The following is a 16,861-nucleotide window of genomic DNA, read 5'->3' on the forward strand; positions in this document are numbered from 1 at the left end:
GCTGAGTGCAGCAGCCGCGCACCGCAACCGCTGTTGAGCCCTGGCGCCCGGCAGCGCACCCACCAGCGTCCTGAGCGCCTCGTTGTGGTGCGGGGGCTGGTGAGATCGCTCGTCAAGACCGCATGCAGCGACTGACATCAGCGGCTGACACCAACAATCACGGATAGGGGCGGTCTCCGCCGGACGTCAGTGGACGATCGGGCGAAGTGCAGACCTTGTTGGCCGACTCGACAAGCCCGCATGATCGACCTGATAAGGATGAGGCCACAGGTTCAAATCCTGTCAGCCCCACCAGCGAGAAGACCCCCAGTCGATACCGGCTGGGGGTCTTTTGGTATCCGTGAGGTTCCTGTGACGACTGCCGATCCGGAATCAGCCGTACGCGTACACGGCTGGAGCGGTCCAGTTGTTCGACGTCCAGGGCGGCACGGACGGATGGTCCGATGCCCAGCCGGAGGATCCGGAACCGGTGTTCAGCGGGACCGACGACGGGACCGAGAAGTGGTGCAACGCCAACTCCGGTTCCTTCATCATCGAGCACATGATGGGGATGAACGTCGACCCCGAGGGCACGGTGGACGTCCTGGAAGGGCGGATCACCGTCGGTGGCACCGTGACGTGCATCAAGCCCGCGAGCGTCTCGCTCAACGGCCACGTCTTCCAGATCCAGAAGAAGGAGACGCCGGGGGCGTCCTACCAGACGACCGTGGCCTGCACGCCGGGCGCGCCCGTCCCGTGGGCGGTCAGCCTCACCAGCCCGGAACCCGGCACCTCGTTCCAGCCCGGGCACCGCGACGATGCGCAGCAGGGTCCGAGCGGATGACCGGGACCACCCGGTGACGGCCGACACCGGACAGCGGGAAACACAGGTCACGCTTTTCAAGGGCTGATCGCGGGGTGAAGAAGGCCCGGCGGCTCCTCGGAGCTGCCGGGCCTGTACGCGGGTCGCCGGGACATGCCGGGGATATCAGCGCTGTAGCGGAGTGAGATGGTCCGCTGGGTCGCCATCGGCGTCGGTGCCGTCGTCGATGTAGTCGGCGGTGGGCGATGCCGTCGTGTCCGCGAGCGGGCGGTGGCGGCAGCTGGGGGACTTGCCGTGGGCCTCGGCGCGGATGCGCTGTTTCATCGTGGGGGGCAGGGCCCTGGCGCAGGACAAGGACCAGGGGGCCGTCGCCGGCGCCGTCCGCTGCTGCGGGATCAGCGCGCTGTTGCGCTTCTGCTCGGTCTGCGGTACCGCCGCGGCGGCGGTCGTCGTGACGAATCCGAGCGCCGTGCACAGCGCGAGGCAGGCGGTGACGATGGCGGTCCACAGCTTCATGACCTTGTTCCGGGCCATAACCCCTCACTTTCGGGTTGGGCGATTTGCGTACTTTCCTCATGATGTGTATGGGGGCCGAGAAGTGGTGGACCGACGCCCGTGGCGCGTCGATGTTCAGATGAACACCACCCGGATGGACGCAAGAGGGGTGAAAAGGTGAGGAAGGAGGAGGAGTACGGGCGAAGTAACCGTCCGTCGGCGTGTGATCACTCTCCGGTCGGAGCGGTGTACTCCGCTTCTATCCCGGTTCCTGGGGCGGGAGTTGAGAGCCGACTCAGGTCACCGATCGGTATCGGTCGGTGTGTATAGTCGGGCGCCAGAGGTCCCCTACGTCAAGGAAAGACGAGGTCGCGCGGTGAAGAAGCTTCTCCTGGTCGCACTGGCCGCCATCGGCGGGCTCCTCGTGTACCGCCAGATCCAGGCGGATCGCGCCGAGCAGGATCTGTGGACGGAGGCGACTGACTCCGTGCCCACGGGTTCGTGAGTCACGACATTCCAAACCGAGCACACCCCGGCCGCCTCGCGGTCGGGGTTTTGTGTGTTTGCGGGGACGGTGGACGCGGCGGCGGGGCAGGATGGGCCACGGTTCCACGGTGTGTCGTTTCACGGCGGTTCTGCGGTCCGGTACGTGAGGGGTGGCGCGTGAGAGGACGGTGTCGTACGGCGTGGGGGCGTGCGGGCGCGTGGCGCGGTCGTCCTTCGTCGGTGGTCGTGCGCTTGGGCGCCGTGGCGGTGGTGCTGGGTACGACGGCCGCCGTGGTGCCCGGACAGGTTGCCCTGGCCGCCGCCGGGGCGTCCGGAACGGCGGTGTCGCCGAGCCCGTACGCCTTCGCCGACGGCGCCCGGAGCATCGAGGGGGCGAGGAGCACCGCCGACGCCAAGCTGCTGACGCCCGGAACGGCCTACAAGAGCTCCCTCCCGAGCAGCGGCAAGGTCAGCTACCGCCTCCAGCTCGACGCCACGTCGAACGCGTACGTCTCCGTCACCGCCGTCCCCTCCTCCGGCAGCACCGTCTCCGTCATCGACGGGCTCAAGGTGTCCGTGGAGGACGACGAGGGCACCCCCTGCTCCAGCGACACCGCGAGCTTCGGCGCCGCCCGCAGCCCGCACCCGATCGCGGCGTGGGGCCGGCGCGAGATCTCGCCCACCAAGCCGCTGTGCCGGGAGGCCGGGAACTACTACGTGTCCGTCGAGCGCGCCGACCCGAAGGGCGAGGGCTCCTCGCCCGGCGCCTGGGATCTGGAACTCGTCGCCATGACGGAGCCCCGGACGGCGAAGACCGGGCCGACCAGCGCACCCGAGGTGTGGAACTCCGCCTCGCCCCAGCCGCTCCAGGGAGAGGCCGAGCGCCGCCGGGGCGGTGCCGGGTTCGCCGGGGCGACCCCGCTGGACCAGGGGGTCTGGCGGGACGACATCCTCCCCGGCCAGACGCTCTTCTACGAGGTGCCGGTCGACTGGGGGCAGCAGCTCCACGTCACCGCCGAGCTGGGCAGCTCGGCCTCCGGCGGCACCGGCTACACGCCCGACGCGCTGGACCTGGCCCTGTACAACCCGGCGCGCGGCCCCGTCGCCGACGTGGGCGTCGGCTACGACGGCGGTCAGAAGTCCGGCAGCCTGCCTCCCCTGCCGCCGGCCGACCACGCCAACCGCTACGCCGTCATCGGCCAGGTCGGCGCGATGCGCTTCGCCGGCTCCTACTACCTCGTCGCGCACCTCGCGGAGAGCGTCGCCGGCACCTTCGGGGACGGGCCGTTCAAGATGACACTGCGGGTCCGGGTGAGCGGGGCGGCACGGGGCGGGCCCGACTACGTGGGGGAGTCCGAGCCGAAGGGCGTCTTCGAGGTCTCCGAGCAGGACCGGGAGGCGGCGGCCGAGGGCGTGGCCGGGGGAGACGACACCGCGATGCGGATCGTCGCCGTGGGCGGGATCGGCACCGGAAGCGCGCTGCTGGTGGGGCTCGGGGTGTGGACCGTGGTGGCTCGGCGGAGGAACGCCGGGTGAGCGCCCCGTGGGCGTCGTAGAGGGAGCCGGGCGGGACCGGGCTGGTGTCCGCGGGTGCTCATATGCGGGTCAGGGCCCAGAACCCGACGGCGTAGCAGGCCAGGGCGAGGAGCAGGAGCGGGACCGCCACCCTGGCCGGGGGCCGGCGCGGCGGGGACGGCGTTGTGCTCGGTGCCGTGAAGTCCCCTGGCCGGGCGGTGGGGTCTGCAGGGTGTGGGCGGTGTAGGGGGCGGTGGAGGTGTGGGTGGGCTGCTGTGTTGCGGGGGGCAGGGGCTGACGGGGATAGCCCGCGTGGCCCGGGTGGTTTGGGTGGCCCGGGTACGCCGTTGGGAGCGGCCGGGACGGGGACAGGGGGTATGTGGGGTCGTAGGGGGAGTAAGAGGCCTGCTGGTGCGAGGCCTGTGCCTGCGCCGAGGCCTGTGCCTGCGCCGAGGCCTGTGCCTGCGCCGGGGGCTGTGCGTCGTGGTCCGGCGTGGGGGAGTCGGTGACGGTGGCCTGGGGCGGCGGCAGGTGGAAGCTGCCGGTGTCCGACATGGAGGGCGTCTGAGCCGGGGTGGCCGGCGGGACGGTGTCCTGGCGGGGGCCGGGCGGTACGACCGCTGCGCCCGGGTCGGACCAGGCGTCGCCCTTGCCGGAGGCGTTCTGCCGGGACCGCTCCTCGTACGCCGCCGGACCGGACCTCTCCCCGCCCGTCACCCGGCCGGGCGGCTCGTCCCCCCTCGGTCGCAGCCCCCGCGCTCTCTCCAGTGGGCCGTCCGGCGCGAACCCCGGGGGGAGCGGGCCGAGTTGGTCGAAGATCTCGATCAGCTCGTCGTCCGGGCCGGGCTCGGGGAGGAGCTCCGCGGCGGCGGCGAGCGCCTTGCGCGCCCCCGTGGCCGTACGGAACCGGGCCTGCGGGTCCGGCTGGAGCAGCGTGGCCACCACCTGCCACAGCGGCTCCGGAATGCCCTTGGGCGCGCCGGGAGTTCCGTGCTCGGCGAAGTACTGGATGAGCGCCTTGCTGTCCGGCTTGGCGCCCTCCAGCAGATACAGCGCGACCAGGCCCACGGCGAACAGGTCGGCGGGGAAGTCCGGCTCCGCGCCCATCATCTGCTCGGGCGCGAGATATCCGGGCGTCCCCACCACGAGGTTGGTTTCCGTCAGGCGGGGTTCGCCCAGCCGCATCGCGATGCCGAAGTCGGACAGCCGCAGCCGGGCCGGCCCGTGCCGGTGGCTTCCAGCAGGATGTTGGCGGGTTTCACGTCCCGGTGCACGACATCCTCGGCGTGCACCGCGGCCAGCCCCGCCAGCAGCTGGTCGAGCAGCGTGCAGACGAAGGCCGGCGGGAGAGGGCCGTAGTCCCCGACGAGGTGGACCAGTGAGCCGCCCGCGACGAGGTCCATGGTGAAGAGGACCTTGTCGTCGTCGGCGGCCCAGCTGGTGGGGGCGAGCACATGGGGGTGGTCGATCCGCAGGGCCTGTTCGCGCACGAAGCGCAGCAGCGAGTGCGCGTCGCTGTGGAGCAGGACCTTGGCGGCCACATAGCGGCGGCGGCGGTGGTCCCAGGCGCGCCAGACGGCGCCGACCCCTCCGCGTCCGATCGGGTCGACCAGTTCGTACCGGCCGGCGAACACCTCACCCATGGCTGTACGTCGCTCCTCCCCCTGTGGTCTCCCCCCTTGCTTCCCCCTCGACGAGCGTGACGACTCCCCGAAGGGTGAATCGGCTCCCTCGATGAGTGGTACCGATGAGCGACACACGTCCCCCTCGCGTCGACCGGTCCCCCGTACGGCACACGCCCCCTCGTGCCCGCCCGTACCGCGACGCATCCCCCGTCACCTCACCCACGCCCGCTGCCGAACCCCCTTCGGCGGCGGGGCGGTGGGATCAGCTCTGGTGGGACTGGTAGTGCGCGACCGCGTCCGAGGTGCGGCCGGCGCCGTACACCCGGAGGAACTCCGCCAGTTCCGGGTGGGTCGGGGCGAGCGTCTCCGCGGCGTCGATGATGTCACCGGCCGCCGCGACCGAGCGCAGCAGCGACTGGATCTCCCGGACGACGCGTTTGACCGTGGGAGCCCCCGAACTGCTCGTCGTCTGTGTGGTGTTGCTGAGCACCGAGCCCCCCTGTGACTTCTTGATCTCCTCCATGCGCTCGGTGGCCTCGGCCGCGCTCACGCTGCCGTCCGCGACCTGCCCCGCCAGGTCCTGGAGCAGCTGCACGCGCTGCACCACAGCCGGGTTGCCGATCTTCGCCCGCTGGCCGCTCATCAGCTGCGACAGCATCGGCGCGGACAGTCCCAGAACCCCCGCGAGACGAGCCTGGTTGAGCCCAAGATCGTCGATGAGCCTACGGAAGAGCGCCCCCAGCGGCTCCCCGTACCAGTTCCGCTGCAGTTCCCGCGCTCTTGCGGTGGCTTCCTGCTGTGCGGCGTCCATTGCGTCTCCCCATCGCTTCCCCAAGTACGGCGGTTCGCGGTAGCGAACCACGCCGAGCATCTTACGGAGAGTGGTCGGCGACGGGGACCCCAATCCTTTTGCGGAATCACGGGGGAGACCCGGTACTCTGGTCTCCGACGCCCGCCGGGACGTGGTTCTCCGGCTGGATGTTCCTCTTCCGGGGCCTTAGCTCAGTTGGTAGAGCGCTGTCTTTGCATGGCAGATGTCAGGGGTTCGACTCCCCTAGGCTCCACTCTCGAATGCCCTCCGATCTGCGGAAACGCGGTCCGGAGGGCATTTTGCGTGGCCTGGGCACTCTGCGGAGGCACCTGAGGGGTGTACCCCTGCGGTGGGCCGGGCGGGGGCGCTCAGGGATGGGCGACGCATGTTTCACGTGAAACAGCACGACAGGGCAGGAGACTCGCAAGGCTCTCGAATCTGAGCCTCAAGTCTCCCGCCCCGCCGTGCTGCTGGATTCGGTGGCCGAGCGGTCGGATCCGCAGCCGAGCTTTCGGACCCGGTCGGCTGTCAGGAACGGTCGTCGCGCCGGGAGGCCTCGTCCTCGGCCTGCTTCGCCTCGACCTCCGGGTCCAGAACGGACTCACCGCTGCCGTCCACAGAGGTCAGGCGGCCCGACTCGGGAACCTCCGTCGCGGCGGGCGGCTCCACCAGCCAGTCCGGGTTGGCCTGCTTGTCCCACCACTTCCAGACCGCGAAGGCGCCGCCCGCGAGGGCACCCACAACGACCAGCGTCTTCATGGCCCGGCCGGCCTTCGCCCGCCGCTCCTGCTTGCGGATCAGCCTCTGGACCTCCTTCGACGAGACCTGACCGCGCAGCGCGGCCATCGCGGCCACACTCCGGGCGGCGGCCTCGCTCGTGACGGGCACGGCCGTGGCCATCGCCTGCTCGAGCCTCGGCCTGGAGTACTGCGCCGCCTGCCGGGCGGCCTTGCGCGTGCGGACGGCGGCCTCGTGGGCGGCCTGGTCGACCTTCGGCGGCACGTGGGTACGGGCCTGCTCCAGATACGGCTGTACATGAGCGCCGTACTGGACGCGCGCCTGCCCGGCGGCCTGCGTCACCTTGGGCGCTAGCCGTACGCGTGCCTCGTGTGCGTAGTGCGCGGCCCTGTCCTTGGCCGTGTCGGCGTAGGGCGCCACCACTTCCGCGGCGTGCAGCACGCTGTCCTTCGCCGAACCAGTCGCGGCGCGCACGCTGTCGATGCGGGTCACGGGTTCCTCCTCCTCGGTGGCGTACGGTATTTCGACTTTCCACCCTTTTACGGATCATGCCTCCCGGTGCACCACCGGGCATGCGCGGGCGGGCATCCGGGTCACGGGAGCCGGCTCCGGGCTGCCTCCGGTCGAAAACCGATCAAGAGCGGACTGAGTGCTGACCGGGAGCCGATCACCTGCAATAGCGGATGAATAGGGGATAACAGGAGCTTGTCGTCGACAATGCCACGGATCGTCGCCATGCGCCCCCGCCTCGGGGCTACTCGACTGGTTTTCTGCAAGCGATCGGCCCGGTTTACCTCCGGTGAACGGAGGTCGGGCGACGCGGAGCCCCGTCCATGCGAGGATCAGGGAGTCACGGAAAGACAACGGAAGGCAGATCGTGGCTGAGCAGCTCTACGCCACCCTGAAGACCAACCACGGCGACATCGAAGTCCGGCTTCTGCCGAACCACGCCCCCAAGACGGTCAAGAACTTCGTCGAGCTCGCCCAGGGCGAGCGGGAGTGGACCCACCCGGAGACGGGACAGAAGACCACGGACAGGCTCTACGACGGCACGGTCTTCCACCGGGTGATCAGTGGCTTCATGATCCAGGGCGGTGACCCGCTGGGCAACGGCACCGGCGGCCCCGGCTACCAGTTCGAGGACGAGTTCCACCCGGACCTGCGCTTCGACAAGCCCTACCTGCTGGCGATGGCCAACGCCGGCCCGGGCACCAACGGCTCGCAGTTCTTCATCACCGTCTCCCCGACGGCGTGGCTGAACCGCAAGCACACCATCTTCGGCGAGGTCACCGGCGCGGCCAGCCAGAAGGTCGTGGACACCATCGCCACCACCCAGACGAACCCGCGCACCGACCGCCCGCTCAACGACGTGGTCATCGAGTCGGTCGTCATCGAGACCCGCTGAGCGCCGGAGCCCCCACAGGGAACCAATCGCCCCGCTCGTCCGTAAAGATGAGCGGGGCGGGCTTTTCTCATCACGACCTAGGGGATCTCATGGACGACCAGGCTGCGGGCAGCCCGCAGGACGCCCACAGCGTCCCCATGTGCTACCGCCACCCGGGCCGCGAAACCGGCATCCGCTGCACCCGCTGCGAGCGCCCGATCTGCCCCGAGTGCATGGTCAACGCCTCCGTCGGCTTCCAGTGCCCCGAGTGCGTCCGCAGCGGCTCCGGCACCGGTCACGCGCCCACGGCCGCCATGCCCCGGACGATCGGGGGCGGCGCCGTCACCGCCGATCCCCGCCTGCTGACCAAGATCCTCATCGGTATCAACCTGGCGGTCTTCATCGCCGTCTCCGTCCGCGAGTCGCTCCTGAGCGACCTCGTCCTGCTCGGCGCCTGGCCGCCGGCGCCCTTCACGCCCACACAGGGCGTGGCGGGAGGCGAGTGGTACCGCTTGGTGACGTCGATGTTCACCCACCAGGAGATCTGGCACATCGCGTTCAACATGCTCAGCCTGTGGTGGCTCGGCGGCCCGCTCGAAGCGGCACTCGGCCGGGTCCGCTACCTCGCGCTCTACCTGGTCTCGGGCCTGGCGGGCAGCGCCCTGGCCTATCTGCTGACCTCCCCGAACACGGCGACGCTGGGCGCCTCCGGCGCGATCTTCGGCCTGTTCGGAGCCACGGCCGTGCTGATGCGCCGGCTCAACTACGACATGCGGCCGATCATCGCGCTGCTGGTGATCAACCTGATCTTCACCTTCAGCCCGGGCTTCAACATCTCCTGGCAGGCCCACATCGGCGGCCTCGTCGCCGGTGTCGTCGTCGGATACGCCATGGTCCACGCCCCGCGCGAGCGACGCGCCCTGATCCAGTACGGCACCTGTGCCCTGGTCCTCGGCTTGGTCGTCCTGTTGACCCTGTTGAGGACGGCCCAGCTCAGCTGAGCGCGGGCGTTGTCCACAGCGGGTGGCGGATCTTGTGCACACTGTGCGGGAACACACGTGCCCCCTGCCACTGACCTGCGTTTCCGCAGGTCAGGCAGGGTGCGAACGAGTTTTCGATTTCCGGTACTTCCGTCATACCGGCGTCAACGCTCAACGGGTTATCCACAGATCGTCGTTTCTTTTCCACCTGTGGAAAACGGCTGTGGATAACTCAGTGAACAGCCCTGGGCAGAGCTGCGTTCACCTGCCGGTGACCGCTACTTCCACTGGGTGGAGACACCGAAGCCGGCGGCGATGAAGCCGAAGCCCACCACGATGTTCCAGTTGCCCAGCGAGTCGATGGGCAGCGAGCCGTCGGTGACGTAGAAGACCACGATCCAGGCCAGGCCGATGAGGAACATGGCCAGCATGACGGGCGCGACCCAGGCACGGCTGTTCAGCTTGATGGCGGTCGTCTGCTTCGCAGGCGGCGGCGTGTAGTCGGCCTTCTTGCGGATACGTGACTTCGGCACGAGGGTCTCTCCTGTCGATGCGCTGCGTGGCCGCGCAGGGAACTGAGTCGGTCTCGGGGCAGCGTAAGGGGACTCTGAGTGCTCCCCCGGGCGTCCGTTAGCGTAGTGCTTCCGTGGCGCCGAAGGAGATAAGGGTACGTTGAGCAATTCTGCCGACTCCCCCGGGACGGGATCCACCCCTGAGCGCGCGCGCCGTTTCCGGCCCGTGCGGATCCTCACGGCGGCCGTCTTCGCTCTCGCGGGACTCATTTTCTTCACCAGCTTCAACACTGCCAAGGGCACCAACATCCGCACGGACACCTCGCTGCTGAAGCTGTCCGACCTCATCCAGGAGCGCAGCAGGGAGAACGGCGAGCTGGACGAGACCAACGGGATCCTGCGCAAGGAGATAGAGGCGCTCGCCGAGCGCGACGACGGCAGCACCAAGGCGGAGGACGAGAAGCTCGCCGCCCTGGAGAAGCGCGCGGGCACGCAGAAGCTCAAGGGCGAGTCGCTCACGGTCACGCTCAACGACGCCCCGCCGGACGCCACCGCCAAGCTGCCCGGCTATCCCGAGCCGCAGCCCGACTACCTGGTCATCCACCAGCAGGACCTCCAGGCCGTGGTGAACGCGCTGTGGCAGGGCGGCGCCAAGGGCATCAAGGTCATGGACCAGCGGCTGATCTCCACCAGCGCGGTGCGCTGCGTGGGCAACACCCTGATCCTCCAGGGCCGCGTCTACTCACCGCCGTACAAGATCACGGCGGTCGGTGACCCGGGCAGGCTCCAGAAGGCGCTCGCGGCGTCCCCGGCGATCCAGAACTACATGGTCTACGTCAACGTCTACGGGCTCGGCTGGAAAGTCGAGGAGAACGGGCCGGTGACTCTCCCCGGCTACTCGGGCACAGTGGATCTGCACTACGCGAAGCCCGTGGAGGAGTAGAGCCTGGCCGGGGGAGCCGCCGGTGCGTGTGATCGTCAGGACCGTCAGCGAACTGTGCATCACCGTCGGCAGCGTGATCGTGCTGTTCGTCGTCTACGTGCTGTTCTGGACCGGCGTGAAGGCCGGCGCTGTCATGGACGACCAGGTCGAACTGCTCCAGGAGCAGTGGGCGAAGTCGAGCGCGCCCCCCGCGGAGGCAGGCTCCTCCCCCGCGAGCCCTCCGAAACCCGCGCCCTACGGCAACGGCAAGCCCTTCGCGATCATGTACATCCCGCGTCTTGGTTTCACGTGGAACAAGCCGGTGCTCGAAGGCACGGCGACCGGCACCCTGAAGAAGGGCCTCGGGCACTACGCGGAGAGCGCCCGGCTCGGTCAGAAGGGGAACTTCGCGGTCGCCGGCCACCGCCGCACCCATGGCGACCCGTTCAAGGACTTCCCCCAGCTGAGACGGGGTGACGCCGTGGTGCTGACCGACGGCACGACCTGGTTCACGTATCGGATCGACAAAGGCCCGTACAAAACAGTGCCCTCCGACATCGAGGTGATCGACCCTGTCCCACGTACATCCGGGTACACGCGGCCGGGCCGTTATCTGACGCTGACCACGTGCGAACCGGAATGGGGGCACAGTCATCGGTTGATCGTCTGGGCCCACCTGGACTCCACCCAGCCTGTGGAGGCCGGGAAACCTGAGGCGTTGCGCCGCTAGTCTGGTGGCTGTACGGCGTGGGTCTGGTGCCGTGGTACTACGGAAGGGACGGCATGTACGGCTGGATCTGGCGGCATCTGCCGGGGAGCACGTGGGTGAAGGCGCTGATCTCACTCGCCCTGGTCGTGGCCGTGGTCTACGTCCTCTTCCAGTACGTCTTCCCGTGGGCGGAACCGCTGCTGCCCTTCAACGATGTGACGGTGGACAACCAGTGAGCGCGCGCATTCTCGTCGTCGACAACTACGACAGCTTCGTCTTCAACCTGGTCCAGTACCTGTACCAGCTGGGCGCCGAGTGCGAGGTCCTGCGCAACGACGAGGTGTCGACGGCGCACGCCCAGGACGGCTTCGACGGGGTCCTGCTCTCCCCGGGCCCGGGCACCCCGGAGGAGGCCGGCGTCTGTGTCGACATGGTCCGGCACTGCGCCGCGACGGGCGTCCCGGTCTTCGGCGTGTGCCTCGGCATGCAGTCGATGCAGGTGGCGTACGGCGGGGTCGTGGACCGCGCGCCCGAGCTGCTGCACGGCAAGACCTCGCTGGTCGAGCACGAGGGCAGGGGCGTCTTCGCGGGCCTGCCCTCGCCCTTCACGGCGACGCGCTACCACTCGCTGGCCGCCGAGCCCGCGACGGTCCCGGCCGAGCTGGAGGTCACGGCCCGGACGCACGACGGCATCGTCATGGGCCTGAGGCACCGCGAACTTCCGGTGGAGGGCGTGCAGTTCCATCCCGAGTCGGTGCTGACCGAGCACGGGCACCGGATGCTGGCCAGCTGGCTGGTGGAGTGCGGCGACCAGGGTGCGGTGGCGAGGTCGGCCGGGCTCGCCCCGGTGGTGGGCAGGGCCACGGCGTGACGGCGCTGCGCCCCGAGCGCGAGTCCGACACCTCGTACGGGCAGCAGTCGTACGGGGCGCCGGGTGCGTTCGAGGAGTGGTCGGGCGGAGGGGCGTACGGTGCTTCTCCGCGGCCGGAACCGCAGCCGCAGTCACAGCCGTACATGTCAGGGCCGGAGCCGCAGCCGTACGCGTCCGAGCCGGAGCCGTACCCGGCGTCGTACGAGCCCGTCCCGGAGGAGCCGTACCGGCCCGTCGTCGACGAGGAGACGGTGGCGCTGCGGATCCCGGATCCGCCGCCCGCGGCCGGTGCCCCCGTATCCGGTTCTGCGGGCTCTTACGCCGCCCGGCACGACGGACCCGCCCACGGCGGCCGTGCGGCCCGCAGAAAGGCCGCCAAGCGCCGTCACGGGCGCCATGGCGGCGCATCGGAGCCCCGCTCGGCCCAGGAGGGGCGGCTGGCGCCGCTGTCGCGGGTCGAGGCGCGGCGGCAGGCGCGGGCGCGCAAGCCGGGTGCGGCGGTGGTGGCCAGCCGGGCGATAGGTGAGGTGTTCATCACGACCGGCGTGCTGATGCTGCTGTTCGTCACCTACCAGCTGTGGTGGACGAACGTCCGGGCGCACGCGCAGGCAGGCAAGGAGGCCAGCAGCCTCCAGGACGACTGGGCGAACGGCAAACGCGCCCCGGGGGCCTTCGAGCCGGGGCAGGGCTTCGCCATCCTGCACATCCCGAAGCTGGACGTGGTGGTGCCGATCGCCGAGGGCACCAGCAACAAGGGTGTGCTCGACCGGGGCATGGTCGGCCACTACGCCGAGGGCGCGCTGAAGACCGCGATGCCCAGTGACAAGACGGGGAACTTCGGGCTCGCGGGCCACCGCAACACGCACGGAGAACCGTTCCGCTACATCAACAAGCTCACTCCGGGCGATCCGATCGTCGTGGAGACGCAGGACGAGTACTACGTCTACAAGATGGCGTCGATCCTGCCGGTCACCTCGCCCAGCAACACGAGCGTCCTGGATCCCGTCCCCGCGGGGTCGGGATTCACCGAGCCCGGCCGCTACATCACGCTGACCACGTGCACGCCGGAGTTCACCAGCAAGTACCGGATGATCGTCTGGGGCAAGATGGTCGAGGAACGGCCGCGCAGCAAGGGCAAGCCGGATGCGCTCGTCAGTTAAGGGCAGATGACCAGTGGCAGCGACCACCGACACGGAGCACGAAGAGCACACCGGCGCGGCGGCGTCCCGGCCGTCCGCGGCCCGGCGCCGTCCCGGCCCGATCGCCATGGCGGTGAGCGTCGTCGGGGAACTCCTCATCACCGCGGGCCTGGTCCTGGGCCTGTTCGTCGCCTACTCGCTCTGGTGGACGAACGTGATCGCCGACCAGGCGGCCGGGAAGCAGGCGGACAAAATCCGTGACGACTGGGCTCACGGCCGGGGCGGCCCCGGTGCGCTGGACACCAAGGACGGCATCGGGTTCCTGCATGTGCCGGCGATGAAGAACGGCGAGGTCCTGGTCGAGAAGGGCACGTCGAACAAGATCCTCAACGACGGTGTCGCCGGGTACTACACCGATCCCGTCAAGTCGGCCCTGCCGATGTCGGGCAAGACCGGCAACTTCTCGCTCGCCGCCCACCGGGACGGTCACGGCGCCAAGTTCCACAACATCGACAAGATCAAGAAGGGCGATCCGATCGTCTTCGAAACGAAGGACAAGTGGTACGTCTACAAGGCGTACGCCATCCTTCCCGAGACCTCGAAGTACAACGTCAAGGTCCTCTCGGCGGTCCCCGAGGAGTCCGGCAAGAAGAAGCCCGGGCACTACATCACCCTGACGACCTGCACGCCGGTGTACACGAGCACCTACCGCTACATCGTGTGGGGCGAACTGGAGCGGGTCGAGAAGGTGAACGCGGACCGGACACCGCCGAAGGAACTGCGCTCCTAGCGCAGTGCCTTGAGCCGCTCGGGACGGACGCGCGGTCAGTTCGTGGTCGGGCAGCCGCCGTAGCCCACCGAGCTCATCGCGGCCGTGGCCGTGGCCGTGGCCGCGACCGGCTGGCCGTCGAGGCAGGCCTCGATGTCGCGGTGGACGATGCCGTTGCGGTGGGCGTACTCCAGGCGCTGGAGGGTGCCGATGAGTATTTCCATGGACCGCTCCGCCGAAGGAAATGCGGTGAGGTGAAGAAAAGCTGGAGGGCCCGTCGACAGAGCGACGGGCCCGTAAAAGCCCAGGACTTGGTCAGCCGCAGTTGGTCGCCTTGCGCTCGGCCACGCCGTATCCCTCGATGGCGCCGGTCCAGTCCATGCATGAACCCTTGCCGTACACGTACACCGGCCCGGCGTAGTGCTGGTACTTGCCCAGGTCGCTCTTCCAGCTGTAGATATCGCCGTTCCTGCCCAGGCCGGCGCTGACGATGCCGGGAGTCGAGTCCGGCGTGTCCCGAATGGTCACCACGCAGTTGTAGCCATTCGATGAGTTGTAGGTCAGGAAGATGGTTCCGCCATTTCCGATACGAGCGGAATTAGTGACGCTGTAGCCGGACCCGCAAGCGCCGTTGTAGCTGGCCGCTGCCGATGCGGAAGGTGCGGCAATGACACCGAGCCCGATCATTGTCGCAGCACTGGCGACAATTGTGGCAATTCTCCGGTATTTTCTCACGGGATCAGGGTAGTGGCGGCTGTGTGTCGAGAACAAGTGAATTTTGGGGAGGAGGTTGAGTGTGGAACCTGAATAAGGAACCTGATTGTAAAAATCTGGCATATCCAAAAAGATTAGGGTGCAATGGCCTTTGGGGTGAAAGGTGCACGTTTACGACGGAGCCCCGGCATCCTCATCCGGATGCCGGGGCTCGTATCGGTGCGAAGGGGTGTCAGTCCTCCGGGCGGGCCGAGGTTCCGGTGATGCCTCCGAAGAGGCCGCCGTTGCCGCCGTTGCCGCCGTTGCCGTTGCCACCGCCCGCCCGGTCGGCGGTGAACAGGTTGACCGGTGTGCCCTCGTCCACCTGGGTGCCCTGGACCGGGTTCGAGGCGACGACCACGGCGTTGTCGTCCTGGGAGCCTGCGATGTTGCCGACTGTCAGGCGCGCGTCCTCGATCAGCTTCTTGGCGTCCTTGAGGGTCTGGTTCTGGAGGTTGGGAACCGCGACCTGCTGGTTCTGCTTCGCCTTGCCGATCTGGATGTTGACCGACGAGTTCTTCTCGACGGAGGTGCCGGCCTGCGGTGTGGTCGCGATGACCTTGCCGACCTGGTTGGCGTCGTCGGTCTCCACCTCGGTGCAGTTGCCGACCAGGTTGCTGGCCTGCATCTGCTGCTTGGCCGCGTCACAGGTCTGGCCGAGGACGTCCGGGACGGTGGACTTCTCCGCCTCCTTGGCGACGGTGAGGGTGATCGTGGAACCCTTCTCCTGTTCCGTGTCGCCCTCGGGGTCCTGCGTGATGACCACGCCGGGGGTGCGGTCGGACTCCTCGGTCTTCTGCTCGACGTTGAAGCCCTTGTCCTCGAGCTGGGCCTTGGCCTTCTCGTAGGTCAGGCCCGTGACGTCCGGGACCGCCACCTTCGGCGCCCCGGTCGACACCACCAGGGAGATGGTGTCGCCCTTCTTGACGTCGACGCCGGCCTTCGGGGACTGGGAGCAGACGTTGCCCTTGGTCTGCTCCTCGCAGGGCTTCTTGGTGAAGGACAGTTCGAGGTCGGCGTTGTTGGCGAGTTTCCGGGCATTCTGCTCGGTCTCGCCGACGAAGTTGGGCGCGGCGAGCGTGTCGTCGCCCACGCCCCCGTTGCCGCTGAACGCCCACCGGCCGATCAGGATCGCTCCGACCAGCACCAGGATGCCCGCCACCACCAGCAGGATCGTGGAGGTGTTGGACTTGCGCTGCTGCTGCTGGCGGCGCCGGTCGGGGCGGTCGTCGTAGCCGTAGCCGCCGTCGTCCGGGCTCATGGGGGGCAGCATCGACGTGGCGCCCGCGCCGGAGTCCGCGCGCAGGGCCGTCGTCGGCTGGTCGTCGGGGTAGCCGCCGTAGCCCACCGAGCCCATCGCGGCCGTGGCCGCGACCGGCTGGCCGTCGAGGCAGGCCTCGATGTCGGCGCGCATCTCGTCGGCCGACTGGTAGCGGTAGTCCGGGTCCTTGACCAGCGCCTTCAGGACGATGGCGTCCATCTCGGGCGTGATCTCGGGGTCGAAGACGCTCGGCGCCTGCGGCTCTTCCCGGACGTGCTGGTACGCGACGGCGACCGGGGAGTCGCCGACGAAGGGGGGCCTCACCGTCAGGAGCTCGTAGAGCAGACAGCCGGTGGAGTAGAGGTCCGACCTGGCGTCGACCTGCTCGCCCTTCGCCTGCTCCGGCGAGAGGTACTGGGCCGTGCCGATGACCGCCGCGGTCTGTGTCATCGTCATGCCGGAGTCGCCCATGGCGCGGGCGATGCCGAAGTCCATCACCTTGACCTGGCCGTTGCGCGTCAGCATGACGTTCGCGGGCTTGATGTCGCGGTGGACGATGCCGTTGCGGTGGGCGTACTCCAGGCCCTGGAGGATGCCGATGGTCATCTCCATGGACCGCTCCGGCAGCAGCTTGCGGCCGGAGTGGAGCAGCTCGCGCAGCGTCGAGCCGTCTACGTACTCCATGACGATGTACGGGATCGAGACCCCGTCGATGTAGTCCTCGCCCGTGTCGTAGACCGCGACGATCGCGGGATGGTTGAGCGAGGCGGCCGACTGGGCCTCCCGGCGGAACCGGGCCTGGAAGGAAGGGTCACGCGCGAGATCCGCGCGCAGCGTCTTCACCGCCACGGTGCGGCCGAGGCGGGTGTCATGCGCGAGGTAGACCTCCGCCATGCCACCACGCCCGAGCACCTGGCCCAGTTCGTACCGGCCGCCGAGGCGACGCGGCTCTTCCATAGCTACCTACCAGCCCTCTCCGTCGGTCCCGACCGGAAGTTTGTACGGTCGGAGGCTGCCATCCGGGCCTACCGTACCCGGCTCGCTTTGTGTGACCTGGCCAAGCCCGTCAGCCGATACAGGACCGGTATC

Annotated in this window: 18 protein-coding genes, 1 tRNA gene and 1 pseudogene; 12 read left to right on the forward strand and 8 right to left on the reverse strand. The window is 68.9% G+C overall.

Translation table 11 applies throughout. From position 1 onward, the window contains the following. Positions 1–406: 406 nt before the first annotated feature. Positions 407–823, forward strand: coding sequence for a hypothetical protein (locus V8690_RS21070; RefSeq protein ID WP_338781078.1), 417 nt, complete (start codon positions 407–409; stop codon positions 821–823). Positions 824–967: 144 nt separating this feature from the next. On the opposite strand, the gene V8690_RS21075 is transcribed toward V8690_RS21070, so the two are convergent. Next, entirely contained in the window at positions 968–1,336 is a 369-nt protein-coding gene (locus tag V8690_RS21075) for a DUF6344 domain-containing protein (protein WP_338781080.1), read from the reverse strand. A gap of 337 nt (positions 1,337–1,673) precedes the next feature. Here V8690_RS21075 and V8690_RS21080 point away from each other — a divergent pair, with 337 nt between their 5' ends. Both V8690_RS21080 and V8690_RS21085 read left to right on the forward strand, forming a co-directional pair. Then, complete coding sequence (locus V8690_RS21080; protein ID WP_003999697.1) at positions 1,674–1,802, forward strand: DLW-39 family protein; 129 nt, start codon at positions 1,674–1,676, stop codon at positions 1,800–1,802. Between the two features lie 221 nt (positions 1,803–2,023). Continuing rightward, positions 2,024–3,319 (forward strand): hypothetical protein, encoded by a 1,296-nt coding sequence (locus V8690_RS21085; protein ID WP_338781082.1) that lies wholly within the window; start codon positions 2,024–2,026, stop codon positions 3,317–3,319. Positions 3,320–3,377: 58 nt separating this feature from the next. Here V8690_RS21085 and V8690_RS21090 read toward each other — a convergent pair. Together V8690_RS21090 and V8690_RS21095 are read right to left on the reverse strand one after the other, a co-directional pair. After that, a pseudogene (locus V8690_RS21090) lies at positions 3,378–4,941 on the reverse strand (protein kinase). A gap of 244 nt (positions 4,942–5,185) precedes the next feature. Next, complete coding sequence (locus V8690_RS21095; protein ID WP_010032653.1) at positions 5,186–5,734, reverse strand: DNA-binding protein; 549 nt, start codon at positions 5,732–5,734, stop codon at positions 5,186–5,188. A gap of 180 nt (positions 5,735–5,914) precedes the next feature. Here V8690_RS21095 and V8690_RS21100 point away from each other — a divergent pair. Beyond that, positions 5,915–5,987, forward strand: a tRNA-Ala gene (locus V8690_RS21100). Positions 5,988–6,262: 275 nt separating this feature from the next. On the opposite strand, the gene V8690_RS21105 is transcribed toward V8690_RS21100, so the two are convergent. Further along, positions 6,263–6,964 carry a DUF5324 family protein gene (locus tag V8690_RS21105; RefSeq protein ID WP_338781085.1) on the reverse strand — a complete coding sequence of 234 codons (702 nt, stop codon included), beginning with the start codon at positions 6,962–6,964 and terminating at the stop codon, positions 6,263–6,265. 385 nt (positions 6,965–7,349) lie between these two features. On the opposite strand from V8690_RS21105, the gene V8690_RS21110 reads away from it, so the two are divergent. Next, a complete protein-coding gene (locus V8690_RS21110) occupies positions 7,350–7,877 on the forward strand; it encodes a peptidylprolyl isomerase (RefSeq protein ID WP_338781088.1) in 528 nt (175 codons plus the stop codon). Between the two features lie 89 nt (positions 7,878–7,966). Further along, the gene (locus V8690_RS21115) at positions 7,967–8,857 is read left to right on the forward strand and encodes a rhomboid family intramembrane serine protease (protein WP_338781090.1); all 891 of its coding nucleotides are present in this window, start codon (positions 7,967–7,969) and stop codon (positions 8,855–8,857) included. A gap of 257 nt (positions 8,858–9,114) precedes the next feature. Here the strand turns inward: V8690_RS21115 and crgA are convergent, their stop codons facing one another. Further along, on the reverse strand, positions 9,115–9,369 hold the full coding sequence (gene crgA / locus V8690_RS21120) for a cell division protein CrgA (protein ID WP_059417130.1): 255 nt from the start codon (positions 9,367–9,369) through the stop codon (positions 9,115–9,117). Positions 9,370–9,508: 139 nt separating this feature from the next. Between crgA and V8690_RS21125 the strand changes: the two genes are divergently transcribed. From V8690_RS21125 to V8690_RS21150, 6 genes are read left to right on the forward strand one after another with little or no spacing between them, the layout of a single operon-like run. Then, the gene (locus V8690_RS21125; protein WP_338781093.1) at positions 9,509–10,291 is read left to right on the forward strand and encodes a DUF881 domain-containing protein; all 783 of its coding nucleotides are present in this window, start codon (positions 9,509–9,511) and stop codon (positions 10,289–10,291) included. 22 nt (positions 10,292–10,313) lie between these two features. Beyond that, complete coding sequence (locus V8690_RS21130) at positions 10,314–11,000, forward strand: class E sortase (RefSeq protein WP_338781094.1); 687 nt, start codon at positions 10,314–10,316, stop codon at positions 10,998–11,000. A 17-nt stretch (positions 11,001–11,017) separates the two neighbouring features. After that, complete coding sequence (locus V8690_RS21135) at positions 11,018–11,215, forward strand: hypothetical protein (protein ID WP_338785676.1); 198 nt, start codon at positions 11,018–11,020, stop codon at positions 11,213–11,215. Continuing rightward, positions 11,212–11,850, forward strand: coding sequence for an aminodeoxychorismate/anthranilate synthase component II (locus tag V8690_RS21140; protein ID WP_338781096.1), 639 nt, complete (start codon positions 11,212–11,214; stop codon positions 11,848–11,850). Before V8690_RS21135 ends, V8690_RS21140 begins: the two co-directional genes overlap by 4 nt. Further along, the gene (locus tag V8690_RS21145) at positions 11,847–13,010 is read left to right on the forward strand and encodes a class E sortase (protein WP_338781098.1); all 1,164 of its coding nucleotides are present in this window, start codon (positions 11,847–11,849) and stop codon (positions 13,008–13,010) included. Before V8690_RS21140 ends, V8690_RS21145 begins: the two co-directional genes overlap by 4 nt. Positions 13,011–13,023: 13 nt before the next feature. Continuing rightward, the gene (locus tag V8690_RS21150) at positions 13,024–13,779 is read left to right on the forward strand and encodes a class E sortase (protein WP_338781101.1); all 756 of its coding nucleotides are present in this window, start codon (positions 13,024–13,026) and stop codon (positions 13,777–13,779) included. Positions 13,780–13,814: 35 nt separating this feature from the next. Here the strand turns inward: V8690_RS21150 and V8690_RS21155 are convergent, their stop codons facing one another. From V8690_RS21155 to pknB, 3 genes are all read right to left on the reverse strand, one after another. Further along, entirely contained in the window at positions 13,815–13,982 is a 168-nt protein-coding gene (locus tag V8690_RS21155; protein ID WP_338781102.1) for a hypothetical protein, read from the reverse strand. Positions 13,983–14,073: 91 nt separating this feature from the next. Further along, positions 14,074–14,493 (reverse strand): spore-associated protein A, encoded by a 420-nt coding sequence (locus tag V8690_RS21160; protein ID WP_338781103.1) that lies wholly within the window; start codon positions 14,491–14,493, stop codon positions 14,074–14,076. A gap of 211 nt (positions 14,494–14,704) precedes the next feature. Further along, positions 14,705–16,729, reverse strand: a complete 2,025-nt coding sequence (gene pknB / locus V8690_RS21165; RefSeq protein WP_338781105.1) for a Stk1 family PASTA domain-containing Ser/Thr kinase — start codon at positions 16,727–16,729, stop codon at positions 14,705–14,707. Positions 16,730–16,861: the final 132 nt, after the last annotated feature.

Origin of the sequence: Streptomyces sp. DG1A-41 (assembly GCF_037055355.1) — a bacterium.
Lineage (GTDB): Bacteria > Actinomycetota > Actinomycetes > Streptomycetales > Streptomycetaceae > Streptomyces.